General features: G+C 63.7%; 18 protein-coding genes. 7 read left to right on the top strand and 11 right to left on the bottom strand.

Annotation, left to right across the window (positions count from 1 at the left end):
• Positions 1-125 precede the first annotated feature (125 nt).
• A complete protein-coding gene (locus ACGK9R_RS07490) occupies positions 126-1,175 on the bottom strand; it encodes a threonine aldolase family protein (protein ID WP_394579844.1) in 1,050 nt (349 codons plus the stop codon).
• A 181-nt stretch (positions 1,176-1,356) separates the two neighbouring features.
• Positions 1,357-3,378, bottom strand: a complete 2,022-nt coding sequence (locus ACGK9R_RS07495) for an FAD-dependent oxidoreductase (RefSeq protein ID WP_394579846.1) — start codon at positions 3,376-3,378, stop codon at positions 1,357-1,359.
• A gap of 174 nt (positions 3,379-3,552) precedes the next feature.
• Here ACGK9R_RS07495 and ACGK9R_RS07500 point away from each other — a divergent pair, with 174 nt between their 5' ends.
• Positions 3,553-4,467 carry a DMT family transporter gene (locus ACGK9R_RS07500; RefSeq protein WP_394579848.1) on the top strand — a complete coding sequence of 305 codons (915 nt, stop codon included), beginning with the start codon at positions 3,553-3,555 and terminating at the stop codon, positions 4,465-4,467.
• 41 nt (positions 4,468-4,508) lie between these two features.
• On the top strand, positions 4,509-6,077 hold the full coding sequence (locus ACGK9R_RS07505; protein ID WP_394579849.1) for a GNAT family N-acetyltransferase: 1,569 nt from the start codon (positions 4,509-4,511) through the stop codon (positions 6,075-6,077).
• A 116-nt stretch (positions 6,078-6,193) separates the two neighbouring features.
• Here the strand turns inward: ACGK9R_RS07505 and ACGK9R_RS07510 are convergent, their stop codons facing one another.
• The 4 genes from ACGK9R_RS07510 to ACGK9R_RS07525 all read right to left on the bottom strand — a co-directional run bounded on the left by ACGK9R_RS07510 (position 6,194) and on the right by ACGK9R_RS07525 (position 9,692).
• On the bottom strand, positions 6,194-6,493 hold the full coding sequence (locus ACGK9R_RS07510) for an MGMT family protein (protein ID WP_394579851.1): 300 nt from the start codon (positions 6,491-6,493) through the stop codon (positions 6,194-6,196).
• Between the two features lie 27 nt (positions 6,494-6,520).
• Positions 6,521-7,129 (bottom strand): FMN-dependent NADH-azoreductase, encoded by a 609-nt coding sequence (locus ACGK9R_RS07515; protein WP_394579853.1) that lies wholly within the window; start codon positions 7,127-7,129, stop codon positions 6,521-6,523.
• Positions 7,130-7,277: 148 nt separating this feature from the next.
• Positions 7,278-8,729, bottom strand: coding sequence for an alanine/glycine:cation symporter family protein (locus ACGK9R_RS07520; RefSeq protein ID WP_394579855.1), 1,452 nt, complete (start codon positions 8,727-8,729; stop codon positions 7,278-7,280).
• Positions 8,730-8,828: 99 nt separating this feature from the next.
• Positions 8,829-9,692: a LysR substrate-binding domain-containing protein gene (locus ACGK9R_RS07525; protein ID WP_394579857.1), complete on the bottom strand. Its 864-nt coding sequence runs from the start codon at positions 9,690-9,692 to the stop codon at positions 8,829-8,831.
• Positions 9,693-9,819: 127 nt separating this feature from the next.
• Here ACGK9R_RS07525 and ACGK9R_RS07530 point away from each other — a divergent pair, with 127 nt between their 5' ends.
• The 3 genes from ACGK9R_RS07530 to ACGK9R_RS07540 all read left to right on the top strand — a co-directional run bounded on the left by ACGK9R_RS07530 (position 9,820) and on the right by ACGK9R_RS07540 (position 12,732).
• Positions 9,820-10,998, top strand: a complete 1,179-nt coding sequence (locus tag ACGK9R_RS07530; RefSeq protein WP_394579859.1) for a TauD/TfdA family dioxygenase — start codon at positions 9,820-9,822, stop codon at positions 10,996-10,998.
• Between the two features lie 31 nt (positions 10,999-11,029).
• Complete coding sequence (locus ACGK9R_RS07535) at positions 11,030-11,965, top strand: ABC transporter substrate-binding protein (protein WP_394579861.1); 936 nt, start codon at positions 11,030-11,032, stop codon at positions 11,963-11,965.
• A gap of 65 nt (positions 11,966-12,030) precedes the next feature.
• Positions 12,031-12,732: a TVP38/TMEM64 family protein gene (locus ACGK9R_RS07540; RefSeq protein ID WP_394579862.1), complete on the top strand. Its 702-nt coding sequence runs from the start codon at positions 12,031-12,033 to the stop codon at positions 12,730-12,732.
• On the opposite strand, the gene ACGK9R_RS07545 is transcribed toward ACGK9R_RS07540, so the two are convergent.
• On the bottom strand, positions 12,714-14,969 hold the full coding sequence (locus ACGK9R_RS07545) for a glycosyltransferase (RefSeq protein WP_394579864.1): 2,256 nt from the start codon (positions 14,967-14,969) through the stop codon (positions 12,714-12,716). The genes ACGK9R_RS07540 and ACGK9R_RS07545 overlap by 19 nt on opposite strands.
• A 96-nt stretch (positions 14,970-15,065) precedes the next feature.
• Entirely contained in the window at positions 15,066-15,485 is a 420-nt protein-coding gene (locus tag ACGK9R_RS07550; protein WP_394579866.1) for a secondary thiamine-phosphate synthase enzyme YjbQ, read from the bottom strand.
• 112 nt (positions 15,486-15,597) lie between these two features.
• Between ACGK9R_RS07550 and ACGK9R_RS07555 the strand changes: the two genes are divergently transcribed.
• Positions 15,598-16,377 (top strand): zinc-dependent peptidase, encoded by a 780-nt coding sequence (locus ACGK9R_RS07555; RefSeq protein WP_394579868.1) that lies wholly within the window; start codon positions 15,598-15,600, stop codon positions 16,375-16,377.
• Here ACGK9R_RS07555 and ACGK9R_RS07560 read toward each other — a convergent pair.
• The gene (locus ACGK9R_RS07560) at positions 16,369-17,304 is read right to left on the bottom strand and encodes a LysR family transcriptional regulator (protein WP_394579870.1); all 936 of its coding nucleotides are present in this window, start codon (positions 17,302-17,304) and stop codon (positions 16,369-16,371) included. The genes ACGK9R_RS07555 and ACGK9R_RS07560 overlap by 9 nt on opposite strands.
• A 178-nt stretch (positions 17,305-17,482) precedes the next feature.
• Between ACGK9R_RS07560 and ACGK9R_RS07565 the strand changes: the two genes are divergently transcribed.
• The gene (locus ACGK9R_RS07565; protein ID WP_394579872.1) at positions 17,483-18,556 is read left to right on the top strand and encodes a tartrate dehydrogenase; all 1,074 of its coding nucleotides are present in this window, start codon (positions 17,483-17,485) and stop codon (positions 18,554-18,556) included.
• On the opposite strand, the gene ACGK9R_RS07570 is transcribed toward ACGK9R_RS07565, so the two are convergent.
• Together ACGK9R_RS07570 and wrbA are read right to left on the bottom strand one after the other, a co-directional pair.
• Entirely contained in the window at positions 18,553-19,731 is a 1,179-nt protein-coding gene (locus tag ACGK9R_RS07570) for an alpha-hydroxy acid oxidase (RefSeq protein ID WP_394579873.1), read from the bottom strand. The two genes, ACGK9R_RS07565 and ACGK9R_RS07570, sit on opposite strands and share 4 nt — an antisense overlap.
• A gap of 110 nt (positions 19,732-19,841) precedes the next feature.
• Entirely contained in the window at positions 19,842-20,441 is a 600-nt protein-coding gene (wrbA, locus tag ACGK9R_RS07575; protein ID WP_394579875.1) for an NAD(P)H:quinone oxidoreductase, read from the bottom strand.
• Between the last annotated feature and the right edge of the window lie 18 nt (positions 20,442-20,459).

Consider the following 20,459-nt stretch of genomic DNA (forward strand, 5'->3'; position numbering starts at 1 on the left):
GAGCTGAAGCTCCCTCCCACAAGTGCTATCCGTGCTTAACTGAACGGCATTTCGCCCTGACCCCGCCCTTGAAACACCCGCGCCGCACGCTTTGAACGTGCGGCGCGGGCGTTTCTGGGCAAGCCTTAGCGCGCGTCGAGCGCCTGGCCAATATCGGCCAAAAGCTGATCGAGAAGCTCGACGGTAGTGTTCCAGGCGCAGACGAAGCGCGCGCCGCCAGCGCCGATGAAGGTGTAGAACGTCCAACCGCGGGCCTTGAGCGCCTCGACCACAGACGGCGGCAGCTCGACGAACACGCTGTTGGCCTGAGTGGGAAACATCAGCGATACGCCGGGCAGGCGCTGGAGCCCCTCGGAAAGATAGCGCGCCATATCGTTGGCGTGTCGAGCATTGGTGAGCCAAGCGCCGCTTTCCAGAAGCCCAAGCCAGGGCGCGGAGACGTAGCGCATCTTGGAGGCGAGCTGGCCGGCCTGCTTGCAGCGGTAGGAGAAGTCCTCGGCGAGCTCGCGGTTGAAGAACAGGATCGCCTCGCCGAAGGCCAGCCCATTCTTGGTGCCGGAAAAACAGAGCGCGTCCACGCCCACCTGCCAGGTCAGCTCCGCCGGGCTGGCATCGAGGCTTGCGCAGGCGTTGGCAAAGCGCGCGCCGTCCATGTGCAGGCGCAAATCGTACTTGTCCGCCACCGCGCGAATCGCCAGCAGCTCCTCGCGGGAATAGAGCGTGCCCACTTCGGTCGCCTGGGTGAGCGAGACCACTTTGGGCTTGGGGTAGTGGATATCGGAACGTTTGGTAACCAGCGCTTCTATGCCTTCCGGGGTGAGCTTGCCGTTGGCACCCGGCGAGGTCAAAAGCTTGGCGCCGTTGGAGAAGAACTCCGGGCCGCCGCACTCGTCGGTTTCGATATGGGCAAGCTCGTGGCAGATCACGCTGTGGTAGCTGCGCCCCATGGCAGAAAGCGCCAGCGAGTTGGCGGCGGTACCGTTGAAGACGAAGAACACATCGCAGTCGAAGTCGAACATCTGGCGAAAGCGATCCGCCGCCCTGGCAGTCCAGGTGTCGTTGCCATAGGCCAGATCGTCGCTCTGGTTGGCCTTCATCAGGTACTGCATCGCTTCCGGGCAGATTCCCGAGGTGTTGTCGCTGGCAAGAAACCGGGGGGTGCACTCCGTGGGCATGAGGGTTTTCCTTATAACGATAGGGCGTCGCGGCAAGCTGAGTGCCACTTGCAGGGCGACGAATCCACGCAGGATGACACTGCGCAAGACGAACGAAGGTTCGCGGCGAAGTAGGCGTCGCGAACCAAAAGCACTAGTCTAGCGCTAATCGAACGCGACCGTCACCCGCCGCCCTTCACGCCTAGAGCGTGGCCGCCAGCCGCATTCCCTGGTCGATCGCCCGCTTGGCGTCGAGCTCGGCAGCTTCATCGGCGCCGCCGATTACGTGCACCTCGCGCCCGGCGCGCTCAAGAGGCACTACGAGATCGCGCACCGACTCCTGGCCCGCGCACACCACCACGTTGTCCACCGCCAGCACGCGCTCTTCGTCGTTCTGGCGGATATGCAGCCCGGCGTCGTCGATCCCCAAGTACTCGCAGCCGCTGAGAGTTTTCACTCCGCGCGCCTTGAGCGCGGCGCGGTGCACCCAGCCGGTGGTCTTGCCAAGCCCCTTGCCAGGCTTCGAACTCTTGCGCTGGAGCATGATAATGCGCCGGGCAGGCGCTGGCGGGTTGGGCGCGGTGAGCCCGCCGCGCTCGCTGACCGTCAGATCTACTCCCCACTCCTGGCACCAGGCATCGAGATCGAGCGCGGGGTGGTCGAGATGAGACAAAAGCTCCGACACATCGAAGCCTATGCCACCGGCGCCGATCACCGCCACCTCGCGCCCGACCCGCTCGGGGTTTTCGATCGCCTCGGCGTAGCTCAACACGCTCGGGTGATCGGCGCCGGGCAGATCGAGCGTGCGCGGCGTCACCCCGGTGGCGAGCACCACCGCGTCGAACTCGGCAAGCGTTTCGGCGGTGGCGTCCACGTTCAAGCGCACCTTTACGCCGTGCTTGTCGAGCATCACATGGAAGTAGCGCAGGGTTTCATCGAACTCCTCCTTGCCGGGAATCTTGCGCGCATAGTTGAACTGCCCGCCCAGCTCGCCGCGGCGCTCGAATAGCGTTACCGCGTGGCCGCGGCTAGCGGTACTGACTGCCGTGGCGAGTCCCGCCGGGCCGCCACCGACCACCGCGACCCGCCGGAAAGAAGCGGCCGGCTCGAGGCTGAACTCGGTTTCATGGCAAGCGCGCGGGTTGACCAGACACGACGTCAGCTTGCCGGCGAAGGTGTGATCCAGACACGCCTGGTTGCAGGCGATGCAGGTATTGATCTCATCAGATCGACCGGCGGCGGCCTTCTCCACCCAGGCCGGGTCGGCGAGAAACGGCCGCGCCATCGACACCATGTCGGCGTGGCCCTCGGCGAGCACGCGCTCGGCGACCTCGGGCATGTTGATACGGTTAGTGGTGATCAGCGGAATCGACAGCGCCGCTTTCATCCGCCGGGTCACCTCGGTGAAGGCAGCGCGCGGCACGCTGGTGACAATGGTGGGCACCCGCGCCTCGTGCCAGCCGATGCCGGTATTGATCACATCGGCGCCGGCCGCCTCGATGGCGCGGCCAAGTTCCACCACCTCCTCCCAGCTGCTGCCCTCCTCGACCAGGTCGATCATGGAAAGCCGAAAGATGATCAAAAAGCGCTCGCCCACTGCCTGGCGAATGCGCGTCACGATCTCCACTGGAAAACGGATGCGCGCGGCGAAGTCGCCGCCCCACTCATCGGTACGCTGGTTGGTGCGCCGGCAGATGAACTGGTTGATCAGGTACCCTTCGGAGCCCATCACCTCGACGCCGTCGTAGCCCGCCTTTTGCGCAAGCCTTGCGCAGCGCACGTAGTCGTCGATTTGGCTTTCGACCTCGTGGGTGTCGAGCGCCCGCGGCGTATGCGGGTTGATTGGCGCCTGCAGCGCCGAGGGCGCAACGAGATTCGGCGAGTAGGCGTAGCGCCCGGCGTGCAGAATCTGCATGCACAGATGCCCGCCTTCGGCGTGCACCGCCTCCACCACCTGACGGTGATCGGCAAGCGCTGACTCATCGATCAGAGCGCTGGCGCCTTCGAACACCGCGCCTTCCGGGTTAGGGGCGATACCGCCGGTGACGATCAGGTTCACCCCGTGACGCGCCCGCTCGGCGTAGAAGGCGGCCAAACGCGTAAAGCCGTTCTTCGTCTCCTCCAGGTTGGTGTGCATCGAGCCCATCAGTACGCGGTTGGGTAGCGTCAGTGGGCCAAGCGTTATGGGCGTGAAAAGATGCGGGTAGGCAGCGGGCTTTGTCATGACGGTCTCTCGGTCTTGTTCGAAGGCTGTTGAACGGCTGGTAGCAACTTTCAAACAAGCGTATGACATCGAGACGGCGGCGTACAGCGCCTGCGTTCGCTTCGAGCCACTTGCCCCCTTGCTCGCAGCTCCAAAGCGCGTCACATTAACCGGCTAACGAACAAGGATCCTGCCATGCCGTTGATTTACTTTCTCGCGCCGCTGGCCACGGTGCTGATCTGGTCGGGCAACATGACCATCAACCAGCTTACTGTTGGCACCATCGCGCCGAGCAGCATCGCCTTTCTGCGCTGGTTTCTCGCGCTTTTAGTGATGACCCCGCTGGTACTGCCAGCCACGCTCAAACACCTGCCGGAAATTCGCCGCCACTGGCCGAAGCTCGCCGCGCTCGGGCTTTTAGGCATGGGGCTATGGCAAGGGCTTGGGTACGTGGCGGCGGAAACCACCACCGCCACCAACATGGGGATTCTCGCGGCCATGGTGCCGCTTCTGACGGTGCTCCTGAGCGCGCTGATTCTGCGCGAGCCGCCCACCACCGGCGGCGTGGTCGGTGGGCTATTGGCCTTCGTGGGGGTGAGTCTTCTGCTCGGCCAGGGCAATCCGCTCTCGCTTTTGACGCTCGAGGTCGCCTTTGGCGATGCGCTGATGGTGATCGCCGCGATCTGCTACGCCCTTTATGGCGTGATGCTCAAGCGCTGGCAGATGAACCTGCCGCCCTGGGTGATGCTCTACGCCCAAGTTTGCTTCGCGGTACTGTTTCTGCTGCCGCCCTATCTGATGGGGCCGATGACACCGATCGATGGCCAGAACGTCTGGCTGATCGCGTACGCCGGCATCCCCGCCTCGATCATCACTACCTTTTTATGGATGCGCGCGGTGCGCCAGATCGGCGCCAACCAGGCGAGCATCTTCATCAACCTGATGCCGCTTTTCAGCGCGCTGATTGCCATGGCGCTGCTGGATGAGCGGATCGCGAGCTTTCACCTGTACGGCGGGCTTCTGATCCTTGCCGGGGTGATCATGGCGCAAACGCTTACCCGGCCGCTGGTCGGAATGGGCGGGAAAAAAGCCCGCAGCGCGCAGCAGTGATACACTAGGTCACGTTTTTTATACGGTGAGTAGCCCAAACCATGTCTCTGGAAGAACTGCACCTTAACCTTCGCAATCTGGCAAGTGACGACTACGACCAGCTCAAGACGCTGATGGACGCGGTCTATCACGATATTGGTGGCGCCTGGCCCAAGCACACCATCGACAAACTGATCCAGGCCTTCCCGGATGGCCAGATCGCGATCGAGGACGACGGCGTGCTGGTGGGCGTGGCGCTGACCGTGCAAGTGGATTACGACGAGTTCTCCAACCCCCACCGCTACGACGACCTGATCGGCCACCGTGAAGTCATCCTCAACGACGAAAACGGCGACGCCATGTACGGCCTCGACGTGCTGATCCACCCGGACTACCGCGGCTACCGGCTGGGCCGGCGCCTTTATGAGGCGCGCAAGGAGCTTTGCCGCTCGCACAATCTGCGCGCGATTCTCGCCGGTGGGCGCATCCCCGAGTACCACCAGTACGCCGACGAGCTGAGCCCGGCCCAGTACATCGACAAGGTCTCGCGCAAGGAGATCTACGACCCGATCCTGTCGTTCCAGCTCGCCAACGACTTCCAGGTCAAACGGCTTCTGCGCAAGTACCTGCCGGAGGACGCCCAGTCCCGTGGCTACGCCACGCTTTTAGAGTGGAACAACATCCTGTTCGAACCCGCGGAAAGCGTGCTCGATACCCGCCCCACCCAGGTACGGGTCGGCGCGGTGCAGTGGCAGATGCGCGAATTCGCCTCGGTCGAGGCCGCGCTCAAACAGATCGAGTACTTCGTCGACGCGCTCTCAGACTATCAAAGCGACTTCGCCGTCTTCCCGGAGCTTTTCACCACGCCCCTGATGGGGCTGCAGGACCGCGCCGCCCAGCAGGATCAGATGGCCGCGATCCGCTTTCTGGCGGGCTTCACCGAGCGCTTCAAGAGCGAGCTTTCGCGCATGGCGGTCTCCTACAACATCAACATCGTCGGCGGCTCGATGATCGAGGAAGGCGAGGATGGCAAGCTCTACAACATCGCCTACCTGTTCCACCGCGACGGCGAAATCGACCGCCAGGCGAAGCTTCATATCACCCCCCAGGAGCGCCGCGACTGGGTGATCGAAGGCGGCGACGACCTGCAGGTATTCGACACCGACGCCGGGCGCGTGGGCATCCTGATCTGCTACGACGTCGAATTCCCGGAGCTTGGCCGGCTACTCGCCGACCAGGACATGGACATCCTGTTCGTGCCCTTCTGGACCGACACCAAGAACGGCTACCTGCGCGTGCGCCACTGCGGCCAGGCCCGGGCCATCGAAAACGAGTGCTACGTGGTGCTGTGCGGAAGCGTCGGCAACCTGCCCTCGATCGAGAACCTGGACATCCAGTACGCCCAGTCGGCGGTGTTCACGCCTTCGGACTTCGCCTTCCCCCATGACGCGGTGCTGGCGGAAACCACGCCCAATACCGAGATGATCTTCTTCTCGGATCTCGATTTGACCCGCCTGACCGTGGTACGCGCCGAAGGCTCGGTCACCAACATGAAGGACCGCCGCAAGGATCTGTTCGATCTACGCTGGCGCGACTGGTCCTGGAAGTCCGGCGCGAATCTGGATGATTGAGCGTTGGTGAATAGTGATTCGTGAATGGTGAATGGAAAATGCCGCCCGGCTGGGCGGCATTTTTTATTCAAAGTCAATATCTTACAAATCACTATTCACTACTTACCATTCACCTTTCACTCTTCCGGCCACACCAGATGGCGGGGTACCCGGCCCTTCTCATCGAAGGCGACGCCTTCGGCGCGCAGCTTTTCGTGCTGGCGGGCGGCGCCGCCGTGGTCGGCAAGTGTGAGGCTTGCCGAGATCACACGGTGCCAGGGGAGCTCGTGGCCATCGGGCAGATGGCGCATAGCGGAGCCGACCGAGCGCGCCGTAGCGCCCTCGGTCATTTTGGCGATGCGCCCATAGGTAGTCACCCGCCCTTCGGGAATCTGCGCCACGATAGTATAGATCTGCTCGAGCAGCGCCGATTGCATGGCAAACCTCGGGTGGTTAGCGGTCGATTAAAGCGCGGCGACCTTCTGGTCGATCGCCTGGAACGCTTCCTTCAAAGCGCTTTCGCGCAGCGCGTCGCCCATGTTCAGGCCTTCGGCGAAGACCGTCTCGACATCGGTGACACCCATCAGCCCCAGCATGGTCTTCAGGTGCGGCGTCTGGCTGTCGAGCTCGGTGCCAGCGTACTGACCGCCGCGGGCGGCCAGGATGATGGCACGCTTGCCTTCGACCAGGCCTACCGGGCCGTTCTCAGTGTAGCGGAAGGTTTCGCCGGCGCGCAGTACGCGGTCGAACCACGCCTTGAGCTGGGTCGGCACGCCCAGGTTGTACATCGGCACGGCGATCACGATCACATCGTTTGCGCGAAGCTCGGCCAGCAGCTCGTCGGAGTAGGCTGCCAGGCGCTTCTGCTCGTCGCTGCGCTCATCGGCCGGGGTTTGCCAGGCGCCGAGCTCGTCGAGTGCCAGGTGCGGCAGCGGGTTGGCGACGACGTCACGCACGGTAACCTCGACGCCTTCGCGCGCCTCGCTTTGCGTCTTGAAGCGGTTGGCCAGGGCGCTTGACTGGCCATTTTCACCCAGAATGGAGGAGGTAACGAGAAGAACGCGAGTGCTCATGAAAAATTCCTTATGAACGAATGAACGAGTAATGGACGCCATTTTAAATCGATTTCGTTCATTTAAAAGCGCAACCTTTCGCGCTAACCAATCGATAAAAACGAAAAAACCCCGCCGTGGCGGGGTCTGGTTCGAGTCGAATGCGGTTTCAATCGCGATCCGGCCAAGCGTTGGGGTCGACCTTTGGCGCAAGCTTGGGAAACTCGCGCGGCCTGAACACCGGCTCGACGCCGGACTTGAGCTGCTTTTCGTAATCGCGGAACAGCGCGAACGCGATCGGCGAGAGCAGCAGAATCGCCACCAGGTTGATGATCGCCATCATGCCCATGGAGAGATCGGCGAAGTTCCAGATCGCGCCGAGGCTCGCCACCGAGCCCACCATGATCATGGTGAGCACCGCCAGGCGATAGAGCAGGATTGCCACCGGCGCGCGCCGACCGGCCAGGTACTCGATGTTGGACTCGCCGTAGGAGTAGTTAGCGATCACCGAGGTGAAAGCGAACAGCAGAATCGCCACGGCGACGAACATCGCGCCCCACTCGCCAACCTGAGACGAAAGCGCCAGTTGGGTGAGCTGAATGCCGTTGGTTTCGCTCCCCGAGAGCAGCTCAGGGCCGGACATGATGATGATCGCCGCGGTTGCGGTGCAGATCACCAGCGTATCGAGAAACACCCCGAGCATCTGAATGAAGCCCTGGGCGGCCGGGTGGTCGGGCCGGGTGCTGGCGGTGGCGGCGGCATTCGGCGCCGAGCCCATGCCCGCCTCGTTGGAAAAGAGCCCACGTTGGATGCCGTTCATGATGGCCTGGGAGATGGCGTAGCCGGCAACGCCCCCGGCGGCCTGCTCGAGGCCCAGGGCGCTCTTCACGATGGTCATGATCGCCGCGGGAAGCTCGGGCAGGTTCAGCGCGATCACGACCAGCGCCAGGATCAGATAGAGCAGCGCCATCAGCGGCACCACCAGCTCCGCGACCTTAGCGATCGACTTGAGCCCGCCGAAGATGATCGGCGTAACCACCACGACTAGCGCAATGCCCACCGCCCAGGTCGGCACCGAGAACGCCTGCTCCATGGCCTGGGCAATGGAGTTGGCCTGCACGCTGTTGAACGCCAGGCCAAACGCGATGATCAGGCAGATCGAGAACAGCACCGCCATCCAGCGCTGCCCGAGGCCGCGCTCGATATAGCGCGCCGGCCCGCCGCGAAAGGTATTGTCGCCGTGGTCGACCTTGTAGGCCTGGGCCAGGGTGGACTCGATGAAGCTGGTCGACATGCCGACGATCGCCGTCATCCACATCCAGAAGATCGCGCCGGGGCCGCCGTAGTAGATGGCCACCGCCACCCCGGCCAGGTTGCCCGTGCCCACCCGCGCGGCCAGACTCGTCGACAGCGCCTGAAACGATGAAATGCCGCCGTTACTCTGGCGCGAGCCGCGCAGGAGTTTGAACATGTGGCCGAAATAGCGCAGCTGAATGGCGCCGGTACGCACGGTGAAGTAAAGCCCGGCGCCGATCAGCAGATAGATCAGCACGCTACCCCATAACAAGCCGTTGCCGCGATCGACCAGCCCGGTCAACAGCGACGGAAGTGAAAAATCCATGGAAGGTGCACCTTTTTAGACATATAAGCCGGACCATTCTTCACGGTTGCACCACGATGGCAAGAAAAAATGGTGAGCGTTTCTTGCAATAAGCCGCTTCTAACGCGAATCCACCAGCCACTGCCACACCCGCGCGGCGTCATCGCTGACCCGACGACGTTTGGGCCTGACCAGCCAGAACTGCTCGTCGCTCGTCACATCGACATCGAACGGCGGGACCAACCCCGGCTCCATCCCCAGCAGACGCCGGTGGGTCAAGGCCACCCCTCCGCCGCCTCTGGCCAGCGTCAGCGTGGTTATCTGGTTGTCGCAGGCAAGCGCGTGGCAGCGCGACTCCAGATCCGGTACGCCCGCGGCCTGGCACCAGCCGGCCCAGCCGACGCCGAAGCCAATGGCGTGAAGCAGCGTCTGCCCGGCCAGGTCCGCCGGGGTCGTCAGGCGCGCGGCGAGCTTTGGCTCGCATACCGGCACCAGCCGCTCTTCGCCCAGCGAGTACTTCTCGACGCCGCCCCAATCGCCGCGCCCGTAGCGGATCTCGATATCCGCCCCGGCAGGGCCGAAGTCGTCCGGCCATATCGCGCTCACCAGCCGCAGGGCAATACCCGGATGACGCCGGCGCAGCGCGATGATCCGGGGCGCGAGCCAGGCGGTCTGAATGATCGGCGTGGTGCGCAGCGTCACCGGCTGCTCGCCGGTGATGCCGAACACCTCCGCGGTGCCTTCACTGATACGCGAAAACGCCTCCTGAATACTGGGCATCCAGGCCTGGCCCGCCGGCGTCAGCGCCAGGCTTCGCGGGTGGCGTACGAAGAGCTTCTGGCCAATGCGATCCTCGAGCAGGCGCACCCGCTGACTGATCGCGGCCTGAGTCACGCCAAGCTCCTGGCCAGCGGCAGTGAAGCTCAGCGTACGGGCGGCAGACTCGAAGGCCTGTAGCCATAAAAGCGGGGGCAGCTCGTGCATGAGAAATCGACCTATAAATAAAAACGGGGCTCAGGGGTCAGATTAATCGTTTGTCACCAGCCCGGCCAATGCTCATCCTATCCCTCTGTTTTCGATGACTTTTAAACTCAGCTATCCAGAGGAACGAATGAACATCGCCGTTTCGCCTGCGTCCCGGCTTCAGGCCCCGGACATGAACGAGCTCACTCCCTACGACCAGGGCCTGCCGCTGGCTAGCGCCAAAACGGAAGGCGAAGCCATCACGCTGGGCTGGGAAAACGGCGACAAGGCGACGCTTGCATTCATCTGGCTGCGCGATCACTGCGCCTGCCCCCAGTGCCGACATCCGCAGACCCGAGAGCGGCTGTTAACCCCGCTGAGTGAGGTGAGCGCGCCCAAAGCGGTGACCCTGGCAAACGGGCACCTTTACATCGAATGGGCCGACGGCCACGCCAGCGCCTTTCACAGCGGCTGGCTCCACCAGCGCCGCCCCGGCGCTCAGGCGGGCTCTCCCCTTCCAGAGCCAAGAGCGTGGCGCGACGCGTTCACGCCGACGCGCGTTCGCCACGCGGAGTTTCTCACTTTGCCCGGCGAGCGTGAGTGGCTTGATGCCGTGCTGCGCGATGGCCTAGCGCTGGTGACCGATGCACCGCTCGAAGAGGAGGAAATCACGCGGCTCGCCGCGCGGATCGGCCCGTCGCGGGCCACCAACTTCGGCGACCGCTTCGATGTACGCTCGCAGCCCAACCCCAATAACGCGGCCTACACCGCCGTGGGCCTGGCGCTCCATATCGACCTGCCCAACTGGCGCCAGCCGCCGGACATCCAGCTGCTTTACTGCCTGGAAAACGACGCCAGCGGCGGTGGCTCGCTGTTCGCCGACGGCCTGCGAGTAGTCGAAGCGCTGCGCCGAGAGGACCCGCAGGCGCTTTCGATTTTGAGCCGCACGCCTATCGACTTTCGTTTTCAGGACGAGTACCACGATATCCGCACCCGGGTGCCGGTCATCCAACTCGATGAGGCGGGCGAGGTGATCGACATCCGCCTCAACAACTGGATACGCGACGCTCTCGACCTGCCCTCCAACGAAATGGCCGCTTGGTACCGGGCCTACCGTTTGCTGTGGACGCTATTTCACAGCGAAGCGCACCAGCTCGAGTTCGACCTGTTGCCCGGGCAGATGGTCGCCTTCGACAACCGCCGCGTGCTACACGGCCGGCGCGCCTTCGACCCCGAAAGCGGCGCTCGCCACCTCCAGGGCCTCTACCTGGACCGCGACCTGCTGGTGTCGCGCCGGCGCGTGCTCGACCGCGAGCCGGCGTTCTAAACCATAAAATGAATCTTCAAGGAGACACCTCATGCAACAGCCTTTCCACACGCTCGCCCGCGCTATCATTTTGGGGACTACTGCGCTTTCTACCCAAGCCCTGGCCGAGGAAACGACGCTCGATTTCGGCGTTCCCGCCTGGCCCGGCATCACCGTCAAGACCGAGATCGCCGAGCAGCTTCTGGGTGCCCTGGGTTACGAAACCCGCGCTCAGCAGATTGGCCTGCAGGTGATCTATCAGGGCATGGAAAGCGGGGATATCGACGTGTTTCTGGGCGCTTGGCTGCCCGCCCAGCGCGAGATGTTCGAACCGCGCAAGGCGTCGGGCGTGCTGGTCGATGTGGCCAACAACGTCGACGGCGCGCAGATGACGCTGGCGGTGCCCGAGTACACGTTCGAGGAGGGCGTGCAGAGCTTTGCCGACCTGGCCGAGCGGCGCGAGGCGTTTGGTGGGCGAATTCTCGGCTTCGGCGCGGGGTCGGCGGCCAGTGAAATTCTCCACGACGCCATCGACCAGAACGCCTGGGGGCTGGGCGACTGGCGCGTGGCCGACACCAGCGAAGTGGGTATGCTCTCCGCCGCGCGCGATGCGATCAATCGCCAGCAGCCGGTGGTATGGGTGGGCTGGACGCCGCACTGGATGAACCTCGAACTGCCCATGCGCTATCTGGACGACCCGGAAAACCTGTTCGGCGACAACAACGGCGAAAGCGATGTACTGACGCTGCTGCGCGCTGAGGTAGCCGAAGACGCCAATCTGGTAAGCTTTTTCGAGCAGTTCGTTTTCAGCGCCGACGAGCAGAGCTGGATGATCCAGGAGTATGGCCAGAACGAGCGCGAAGCGGCCGAGGTCGCCCGCGAGTGGATCGACACTCACCCGGAGCGCGTGCAGACCATGCTGGCCAATGTGACCACCCTGGAAGGCGAACCGGCCTGGCCGGCACTCGAGGCACGCCAGGCCCGCTAACGGCTTCAACCCACCGGCGCGCTGGCGTATGCTGGCGCTCTTTTAAAATCGCCGGTGGTGGATGAATGTCACGCACGCTCTACAAGGCCCTTGGCCTGGTCGCCCTGCTCGTCGCGCTGGCGCTGATCTGGCGCTGGCTGCAGCACTCCGGGTACATGAGCGTCCAGGGCCTCAATGAACTGCTCGAGTACGTCGGCCAGTGGCGCCGCGCGCCCTGGATGTTCGCCGCGGTGGTGCTGGTCTACAACGCCCTGCTTTTGGTGATGTTTCCGCTAACGCTTCTAGTGGTCGCGACCGGGCTGCTGTTCGGCCCGGCCTGGGGGCTTTTCTACGCCACGCTTGGCACGCTGAGCTTCTCGGTACTCTCCTACTGGATCGGCCACTGGCTGGGGCGAGATGCGCTGATGGATTACGGCGGGCGCCACCTGCGGGGGCTCTCGGGCTATCTCTCCAAGCGCGGCATTCGCACCATGATCGTCATCAACGTGCTACCGTTGGCACCCTTTACCCTGACCAACATGCTCGCCGGCGCCTTTCATCTACGCTTTCGCGACTACATGATCGGCTCGACCGTGGGCATCGTGCCCGGTCTTGCCGCGGTGATTCTACTCGGCAGCCAGCTCGGAGCGCTGTTGACGGCAGCCAGCCACCGGGAAGTGCTGTGGGCACTTGGCGGGCTTGCTCTCGGCGCGGCGCTCTTGTTCGGTTTGAAGCGCTACGCCGACGCCCGTGCGGCAAAACGCAAGGCTCAGCGCGAGCGGCCGTGATGGCGAGCGAGGGTTTCGGCGTAGAAGTGGGTGACCGCCTCACCGAAGCGCTCGACGTCGTAATCCTCGGCAAAGGTTTGGGCTTGCCGACCCAAGCGCTCGCGCAGCGCAGGGTCCTCCATCAGCTCGCTGACCCGCTGGCCCCACACCCGATGATTCTGCGGCGTCTTGTAGCCATTGAAGCCGTCGCGCACCACGTCATCGATACCGCTGGAGCGCACCGCTACTACCGGTAACCCCGCCGCCATCGCCTCCAGAATCACCATGCCCTGGGTCTCCGAGGTCGAGGCGAACACGAACAGATCACCCAGATGGTAGTAGCTCGCCATGGCGTCCGGCGCCACGGCGCCCACCAGCGTCACCTCACTTGAGAGCGACAGCGCCTCGATCCGCGCCGCCACCGCGTCGCGGTCCGGCCCGTCGCCGATCAGTAAAAGACGAAACCGCTCAGCGCCCTGGGCCTTGAGATCAAACAGCGCCTCGAGCATGAAACCGATGTTCTTTTCTTTACTGATACGCGACACGCTGACCAGCACCCGCTCGTCATCGGCCAGCGCAAAACGCTGTTTGAGCGTGGCGATCTCGCGCTCATTGGCGGCGGCGAAGCGGCGAGTGTCGATCCCCGTGGGCTGCACCAGGGTCGGTGTTTTCACTCCGATCATGCGCAGATACTCCTCCGCCGAGTAGGTCGGCACGATCACCCCGCTCGAGCGGTTGGAGAAGCGCTTGATCAGGTAGTGCGAAATCAGATTGCGAAACAGCGCTCCGGGCAGCGGCACGAAGTGGGCGTAGTGCTCCAGGCGCGTGTGGTAGGTGTAGATCACCGGCACGTTGAGCCGGCGCCCCATCCATAGCCCCATCGAGCCGAGCCAGAACGGGTGATGAACGTGGATGATATCCGGACGAAAAGCGCGCAGGCGCTGGCGAAAGCGGCGGTTGAAAGGGTTGGTAAGGCGAAACTCGCGCTTCTCGCCAAAGGCGAACAGTGTCGGCAGCCGCGTCACGCTCGCATCGTCCTGCGCATCATCGGCGTAGAGTTTCGAGTAGCGCGGCACCAGCAACTCGACGCCATGCCCCAGAGCCACGAGGCTCTGGCGCAGCCGCTCCACGGAGATCGACACGCCGGAGACGAAAGGAAAGTAGTTGTTCGACACCATCGCCACCCGCAGTGGGCTCGAAAGATAGGGCGTCGGGTCGATATCGAAGTTCGGGTAGTAGTCGCGCTCCTCGAAGATAAGCCGGTAAAGACGCATCGCCAGCAGCGTCAAAAGCCCCACGATGAGCAGAAAGCGCGGATAGCTGACGTAGAAGAAGGCGTAGATCGTCGAGGCCACGCTGCCGAGGATCCGCCACCAGCCGGGCTGGTCGACGTTCAGGCGCACCGGGGCGAGACTCACCTCCTCGCCGCTCACCTCGACCACCACGTAGTGGTGAAAGCTGCCCTGCATGTCCATCAAAATCCCACCGCCGCCGCCGGTGGTGACGTAGTCCACGCCGTTTTGCGTCTGGTGCGAGTAGAGCGAGAGATTGGCCGAGAACACCGTGTCGACGGCGTAGCGCTCGGCGAGCGCCTGAATGCCCTCGGCCAAGCGCGGGTCGCTCAGATAGTTGTCGGCCTCGAACAGCGGCGCCTCGCTGACCACGTTGTGAAGCGGCAGCCCCACGAACACGAAGCGGTGCTCGGCGGTGGAGGCGGAAAGTTCGCGCTCGAGCCAGTCGAGCTGCCAGGAGGTCGACGACTTGCCGGTGCCGTCGAGAAAGATGAAATGGCTATTGCCCGCCACGAAGGCAAAAAAGTGCGGGCCGAAATACTCGTAGAAAAGATAGCTTCCGAAATCGCTATCCTCGTGCTCGCCGTAGGTAAGCACGTAGGGGATTTCGAGCCGCGAAAGGCTTTCGTGAATCGCCCGGTAGCTCTCCTGCTGGCCGCTCGCCACCGCGTTGCCCGCCGAGACCAGGAAGTCGACGCCGCTTTCGTTGAGACTCGGCACGATCGTGTTGCGAAACACGTTCACGGAGTTGTTGATATTGCCCACCACCGCAAAGCGGTAGCTCTCGCGCCCGGCCAGCGCCGTGCGAATCTTCGACACCTCCAGAGTGTGTAGCGACTCGAACGCCGGCTTGGCAGCGTAGAGCCATATCTGGTGGATCACGAGCCCTGCCACCAGCGCCAGGTTGAGGGTAAACGCAAGGCGCAGCCAGCGCTTGCGGGAAAAACGAAACGGTCGATGGGCCATGGCGCGGGCAACTTTCACAAAGGCATGGACAAGGGATTGAGCGAGCGTCGAGAGCGTAGCATAGCGGCGCGGCCTAGCGCGCGAAAGATCGCCGCCCTACTCGCCGGCAAGCGTGAGCACCAGCCGGCGCGGCCCGCCCTGGTCGCGATGCTCGCAAAGACAAACGCCCTGCCACGTACCCAGGTTCAAACGCCCCTTGCTCACGGGTAGCTGCACGCTGGCGCCGAGAAGGCTTGCCTTGATGTGCGCGGGCATGTCGTCGCTGCCCTCGAACACGTGCTGGTAGTAAGGCGCGTTTTCCGGCACCGCGCGGTTGAAGTGGCTTTCGAAATCCGCGCGCACCGTGGGGTCGGCGTTTTCATTGATCGTGAGCGAGGCCGAGGTGTGCTGAATGAAAACGTGCAAAAGCCCTACCTCGACCGGCGTCATGGCCTCGAGCGCCCGGGTGATCTGATCGGTGATCAGGTGAAAGCCGCGCGGGTGCGCCTTCAGCGTGAGTTCGCGTTGCTGCCACATGCGTGTCTCCCTGGATGTCGATATAAGCGCTGGTACAGGTACCAGCGGCCTGGTTGGTGAAAGGCGCGCGACTGCGCCACAATACGCAGATTCGACGCCGAAAAAGACGCCCATGTTCAAACGCTGGTTGACCCGCACGCCCTCCTCGCCCCCTGCTGATACCTGGCACCAGGCATGCCAGCGCACGCCGATTCTGGCTGCGCTGACGCCGAGCGAAACCGAACTTTTGGGCGAGCGCGCTTGGCACTTTCTGGCCAGCAAACGCCTGACGCTGCACGCCGAGCTCTCCGATGCTCCCTTCGATGAGATCGACCGGCTGGCGCTGGCGGGCCAGGCGTGCCTGCTCACCCTTGGCTGGAGCTCGGCGGAGCACCGCGAGGCGTTCGCCAACGTCCACGAGATCGTGATTCTGCCGGATAGCTTCACCCGCGAGCTCGAGGAGATGGATGAGTTCGGCGTCGTTCACCGCGTGATCGACGAGCGCGTCGGCGAAACCTCCTACCAGGGCCCGGTGGTCATCTCCTATACCGATCTCACGCAGAGCGGCGGCTTCGACGGCTTCAACGTGCTCATTCACGAGCTCGCCCACAAGCTCGACATGGGCAACTCCATGGACATCGACGGCTTCCCGCCGCTGCCCCGCACACTCTCGGCGAAACGTTGGCACGCGGTGTTTTCTGCGGTGTGGGAAGACCTTAGCGCCTGCCTCGAGCAGGGCGTGGAGCCCCCCATCGACGACTACGCCGCCAGCCACCCGGGCGAATGCTTCGCCGTGTGCTGCGAGGCCTTTTTTACCGCGCCGGATCAGCTCGTCGAGGCGTACCCCGAGCTCTATCAGCTGCTCGCCGACTACTTCAACCAGGCGACCCTTTTGCGCCTCGTCTCACACTAGAATCACCTGCGACTCAGGCAGTGGCGGCACGCGCCGGGGTAACTCCTGCTCCAGGTAGTCGATGAAGGCGCGCACCCGCGCCGGCACGTGGCGCCGCGCCTCGTATACCGCGATGAAATCCGCCCGCACGCCTTGCCAGCCGGGCAGCAGTGCCGTAAGCGCGCCGCTTTGAAGATGCGCGTGAACGTCCCACCAGGAGCGCAGCATCACACCGTGGCCGTCGAGCGCCAGCCGCGTGATTACCTCGGCGTCGTTGCCAGAAAGCCGCCCGCCGACTTTTACCGCCTGTACCGGGCCGCCGCCCACAGGCTCGAAGCGCCAGAGCGGAAAGTCGGTGCCGTTCTCCTGTACCACCAGGCACTCATGGCGGGTCAGGGCCTGGGGGCTTTCGAGCGCGGGCATGCGCGCCACGTAGTCGGGTGCGGCGCACAGCACCCGACGACTTTTCAAAAGCGGCCGGGCGATCAGCCGCGAGTCCGGCGGCTCGCCCACGCGAATGCCGATATCGAAGCCCTGATCGGCCAGATTGACGGGAAAGTTGGTCAGCTCGAGCCAGCTTTGAAGCTCCGGATGGGCGTGGCAGAACCGTGACAGCAGCGGCGCAATGTGCGTCCGGCCAAAGCCGAAGGTGGCATTGATGCGCAGCGGGCCGCTGAGCGTTTCGCTGCGGGTATCCGCCAGGCGGCTTTCGAGCTCGGCGAGCTCCTCGAGAATCAGCGCGCCGCGCGCCAGATAGCGTTCGCCTTCCGGCGTCAGCGTCAGCTTGCGCGTGGTACGCGCGACCAGCGTCACCCCCAGCCGCGCCTCGAGCTGCTTCAAGCGCTTACTCACCGCCGATAGCGAAAGCCCGAGCGAGCGCGCCGTTTCGGTAAGGCTCCGGGCGCGGGCCAACTGCTGAAAAAAGGCGAGATCGTCGAGGGCGGGCACGGATTATCCACTTCTAGGCAACAATGGCTTGCAGTGTAGCCCGATTATGCAGGCGTCCAAAAGCGCTACACTCGAAAGCGCTCGACAGAGGTATTTCGCCCCGCTCTTTGCCCAGGAGCATTTTTCCCTACGATCACGTTAACAACGACAATCTTTCCATCATGAAAAGGAGCGCCCCATGGCCCACACCATTGCAGTGATTGCCGGTGACGGCATCGGTACCGAAGTCATGCCCGAAGGCATCCGCGCGCTCGAGGCTGCGGCCAAGCGCTTCGCGCTCGAGCTGGACTTCACCACCTTCGAGTTCGGCAGCTGCGACTACTACCTCGAGCACGGCCAGATGATGCCGGACGACTGGTACGAGCAGTTGAAGAACTTCGATGCGCTTTTCTACGGCGCGGTAGGCTGGCCGGAGAAGGTGCCGGACCATATTTCGCTATGGGGGTCGCTGTTGCAGTTTCGCCGCCGGTTCGATCAGTACATCAACCTGCGTCCGTGCAAGCTGATGCCCGGCATCAAGAGCCCGCTGGCCGGCCGCGAGCCCGGCGATATCGATTTCTATGTGGTGCGCGAGAACACCGAGGGCGAGTACTCGAGCATCGGCGGCAAGATGTTCGAAGGCACCGAGCGCGAAGTGGTGATCCAGGAGACGGTAATGAGCCGCACCGGCGTCGACCGCGTGCTCAAGTACGCGTTTGATCTCGCCAAAAGCCGCCCGCGCCAGAAGCTGACCTCGGCCACCAAGTCCAACGGCATTTCGATCACCATGCCCTACTGGGACGAGCGCGTGGCGGAAATGGCCAAACAGTATCCGGACGTGGCCGTGGACAAGTTTCACATCGACATCCTGACCGCCAACTTCGTGCTTCACCCGGACTGGTTCGACGTGGTAGTCGGTAGCAACCTGTTCGGCGACATTCTCTCGGATCTGGGCCCGGCGTGTACCGGCACCATCGGCGTCGCCCCCTCGGCCAACATCAACCCGGAAGGCCACTTCCCCAGCCTGTTCGAGCCAGTCCACGGCAGCGCCCCGGATATCGCGGGTAAAGGTATCGCCAACCCGATCGGTCAGATCTGGTCCGGGGCGATGATGCTGGAGCACCTGGGCCATGATGATGCTGCCCAAGCGATCGTCGATGCCATCGAAGCGGTGCTGGCCGAAGGGGATACAAACGTGTTGACCCGTGACGTCGGCGGCCAGGGCACCACCGAGAGCCTGGGCCGCGCGATCGCCGAGAGGATCGCAGGCTAACGCGGCGTCCTGGATCGATCGGCGCGCCGGTCGATCAAATGCTCGCGGCCAAGCGTGCCGATTTCGGTCACGCCCATCAACGCCAGGTCGCGGGCGAGCTCTTCCTTGATGAGCCTCAAGGCGTGACGCACGCCGGATTCGCCCGCGATGGCGGCGGCGTAGTTCATCGGGCGGCCGATGAACACGAAGGACGCGCCGAGGGCGAGCGCCTTGATCACGTCGGTACCGCGGCGAAAGCCGCTGTCGATCATCACCGGGATGCTGTCGACCGCCTCGACCACCGCCGGCAGCGCCTCGAGCGCGGCCGGGCTGTAGTCGAGCTGGCGCCCGCCGTGGTTGGAAACGATCACGGCGTCGCCGCCGAGCGCCTCGACCTGCTTCGCATCTTCCGGGTTGAGAATGCCCTTGACGATCAGCTTGCCTGGCCAAAGCGCTCGCACATGCTCGAGGTATTCCCACTGCAGGTGGCTGCGCCCGGAGAAATCACGGTTGACGTTTTTCGACATGACCGCGATGCCGCGGGTGGCGTAGTTGTTCTCGAAGTGCGGCATGCCGTGATGATAGAGCGTGCGCAAAAAGGTACCGAACAGCCAGCGCGGGCGCGTTACGCCGTCGAAAGCCAGCCGCAAGCTGGGTCGCAGCGGTGAAGAGAAACCGCTTTTACGGTTATTGTCGCTGTTGGGCGGCACCGGGTAATCCACGGTGATGACCAGCTTCTGATAGCCGGCCTTCTCGACCCGTGCCAGAAGCGCCTCGATCTGTTCGAGCGTGCCGGGCAGATACGCCTGAAACCAGTCGGTCTCCCCCACCTTGAGCACCTCTTCGAGCGGAATCAGCGAGCTTCCGCTCAGAATCATGGCAAGCCCCTCCCGCGCTGCCGCCCGGGCCTGGACGATATCGCCCCGGTAGGCGGACAGCGCGCTAATACCCATCGGCGCGATGCCGAAAGGTGCCTGGTAGCGCGTGCCAAACAGCTTGGTCTCGAGCGTGATGGCAGACACATCGACCATCGCCCGCGGCATCAGGCAATAGCGATCGAAGGCGCTACGATTGGCCGCGTGGGTCACGCCTTCTTCTGCGCTGTTGGCGATATAGCCGAACAGGGGGCGGGGTAGGTGGCGGCGCGCGAGCGCCTCGAAGTCGTGCAGATTACGGGCCTTGTCGAGTCGACTCACGCGCTCCCCCTGAAAGTTGGCCGTGCATAAACAGACAAACCCCACGTTTGTGGGGTTTGCGATGACACCATCGTAGCGGGTACGTACCGCCGGGCAATTAGCCCAAGGTCTCAGCCAGCCAGTTTGGCGGCGATACCCGCCACGTGCTTGCCCTGAAAACGCGCCAGCTTCAGCTCGCGCTCGCTGGGTTGCCGCGAACCGTCACCGCCGGCCAGGGTCGCCGCGCCGTAGGGGTTGCCGCCGCTGACCTCGGAGATATCGAACTGCTCTTCGATGCCGTAGCCGATGGGAACGATCACCATGCCGTGGTGGGCAAGCGTCGTCCAGGTGGAGGTCACGGTCATCTCTTCGCCGCCGCCGGTGCCGGTCGAGGTGAACACGCTCGCCACCTTGCCGCGCAGCGAGCCGTTGGCCCAGAGCCCACCGGTCTGATCGAAGAAGGTGCGCATCTGACCGGCCATGTTGCCAAAGCGGGTGGGCGTGCCGACGATGATGGCGTCATAGTCGGCGAGCTCGCCGGGCTCGGCTTGTGGCGTAGTGAAGTCCTGCTTGCCGCCGGCGTTCTTGTAGGCATCGGCGGGCATGGTTTCCGGCACCCGCTTGACCGTGACCTCGACGCCCTCAACAGACTCGGCGCCTTCGGCGACGGCGGCGGCCAGCGTATCCACGTGCCCGTACATGGAATAGTAAAGTACCAATACCTTGGTCATTGCTCTCTCCAGTGGGAT

This window comes from Halomonas sp. HNIBRBA4712 (genome assembly GCF_043558675.1).
Taxonomy (GTDB): Bacteria; Pseudomonadota; Gammaproteobacteria; order Pseudomonadales; family Halomonadaceae; genus Vreelandella.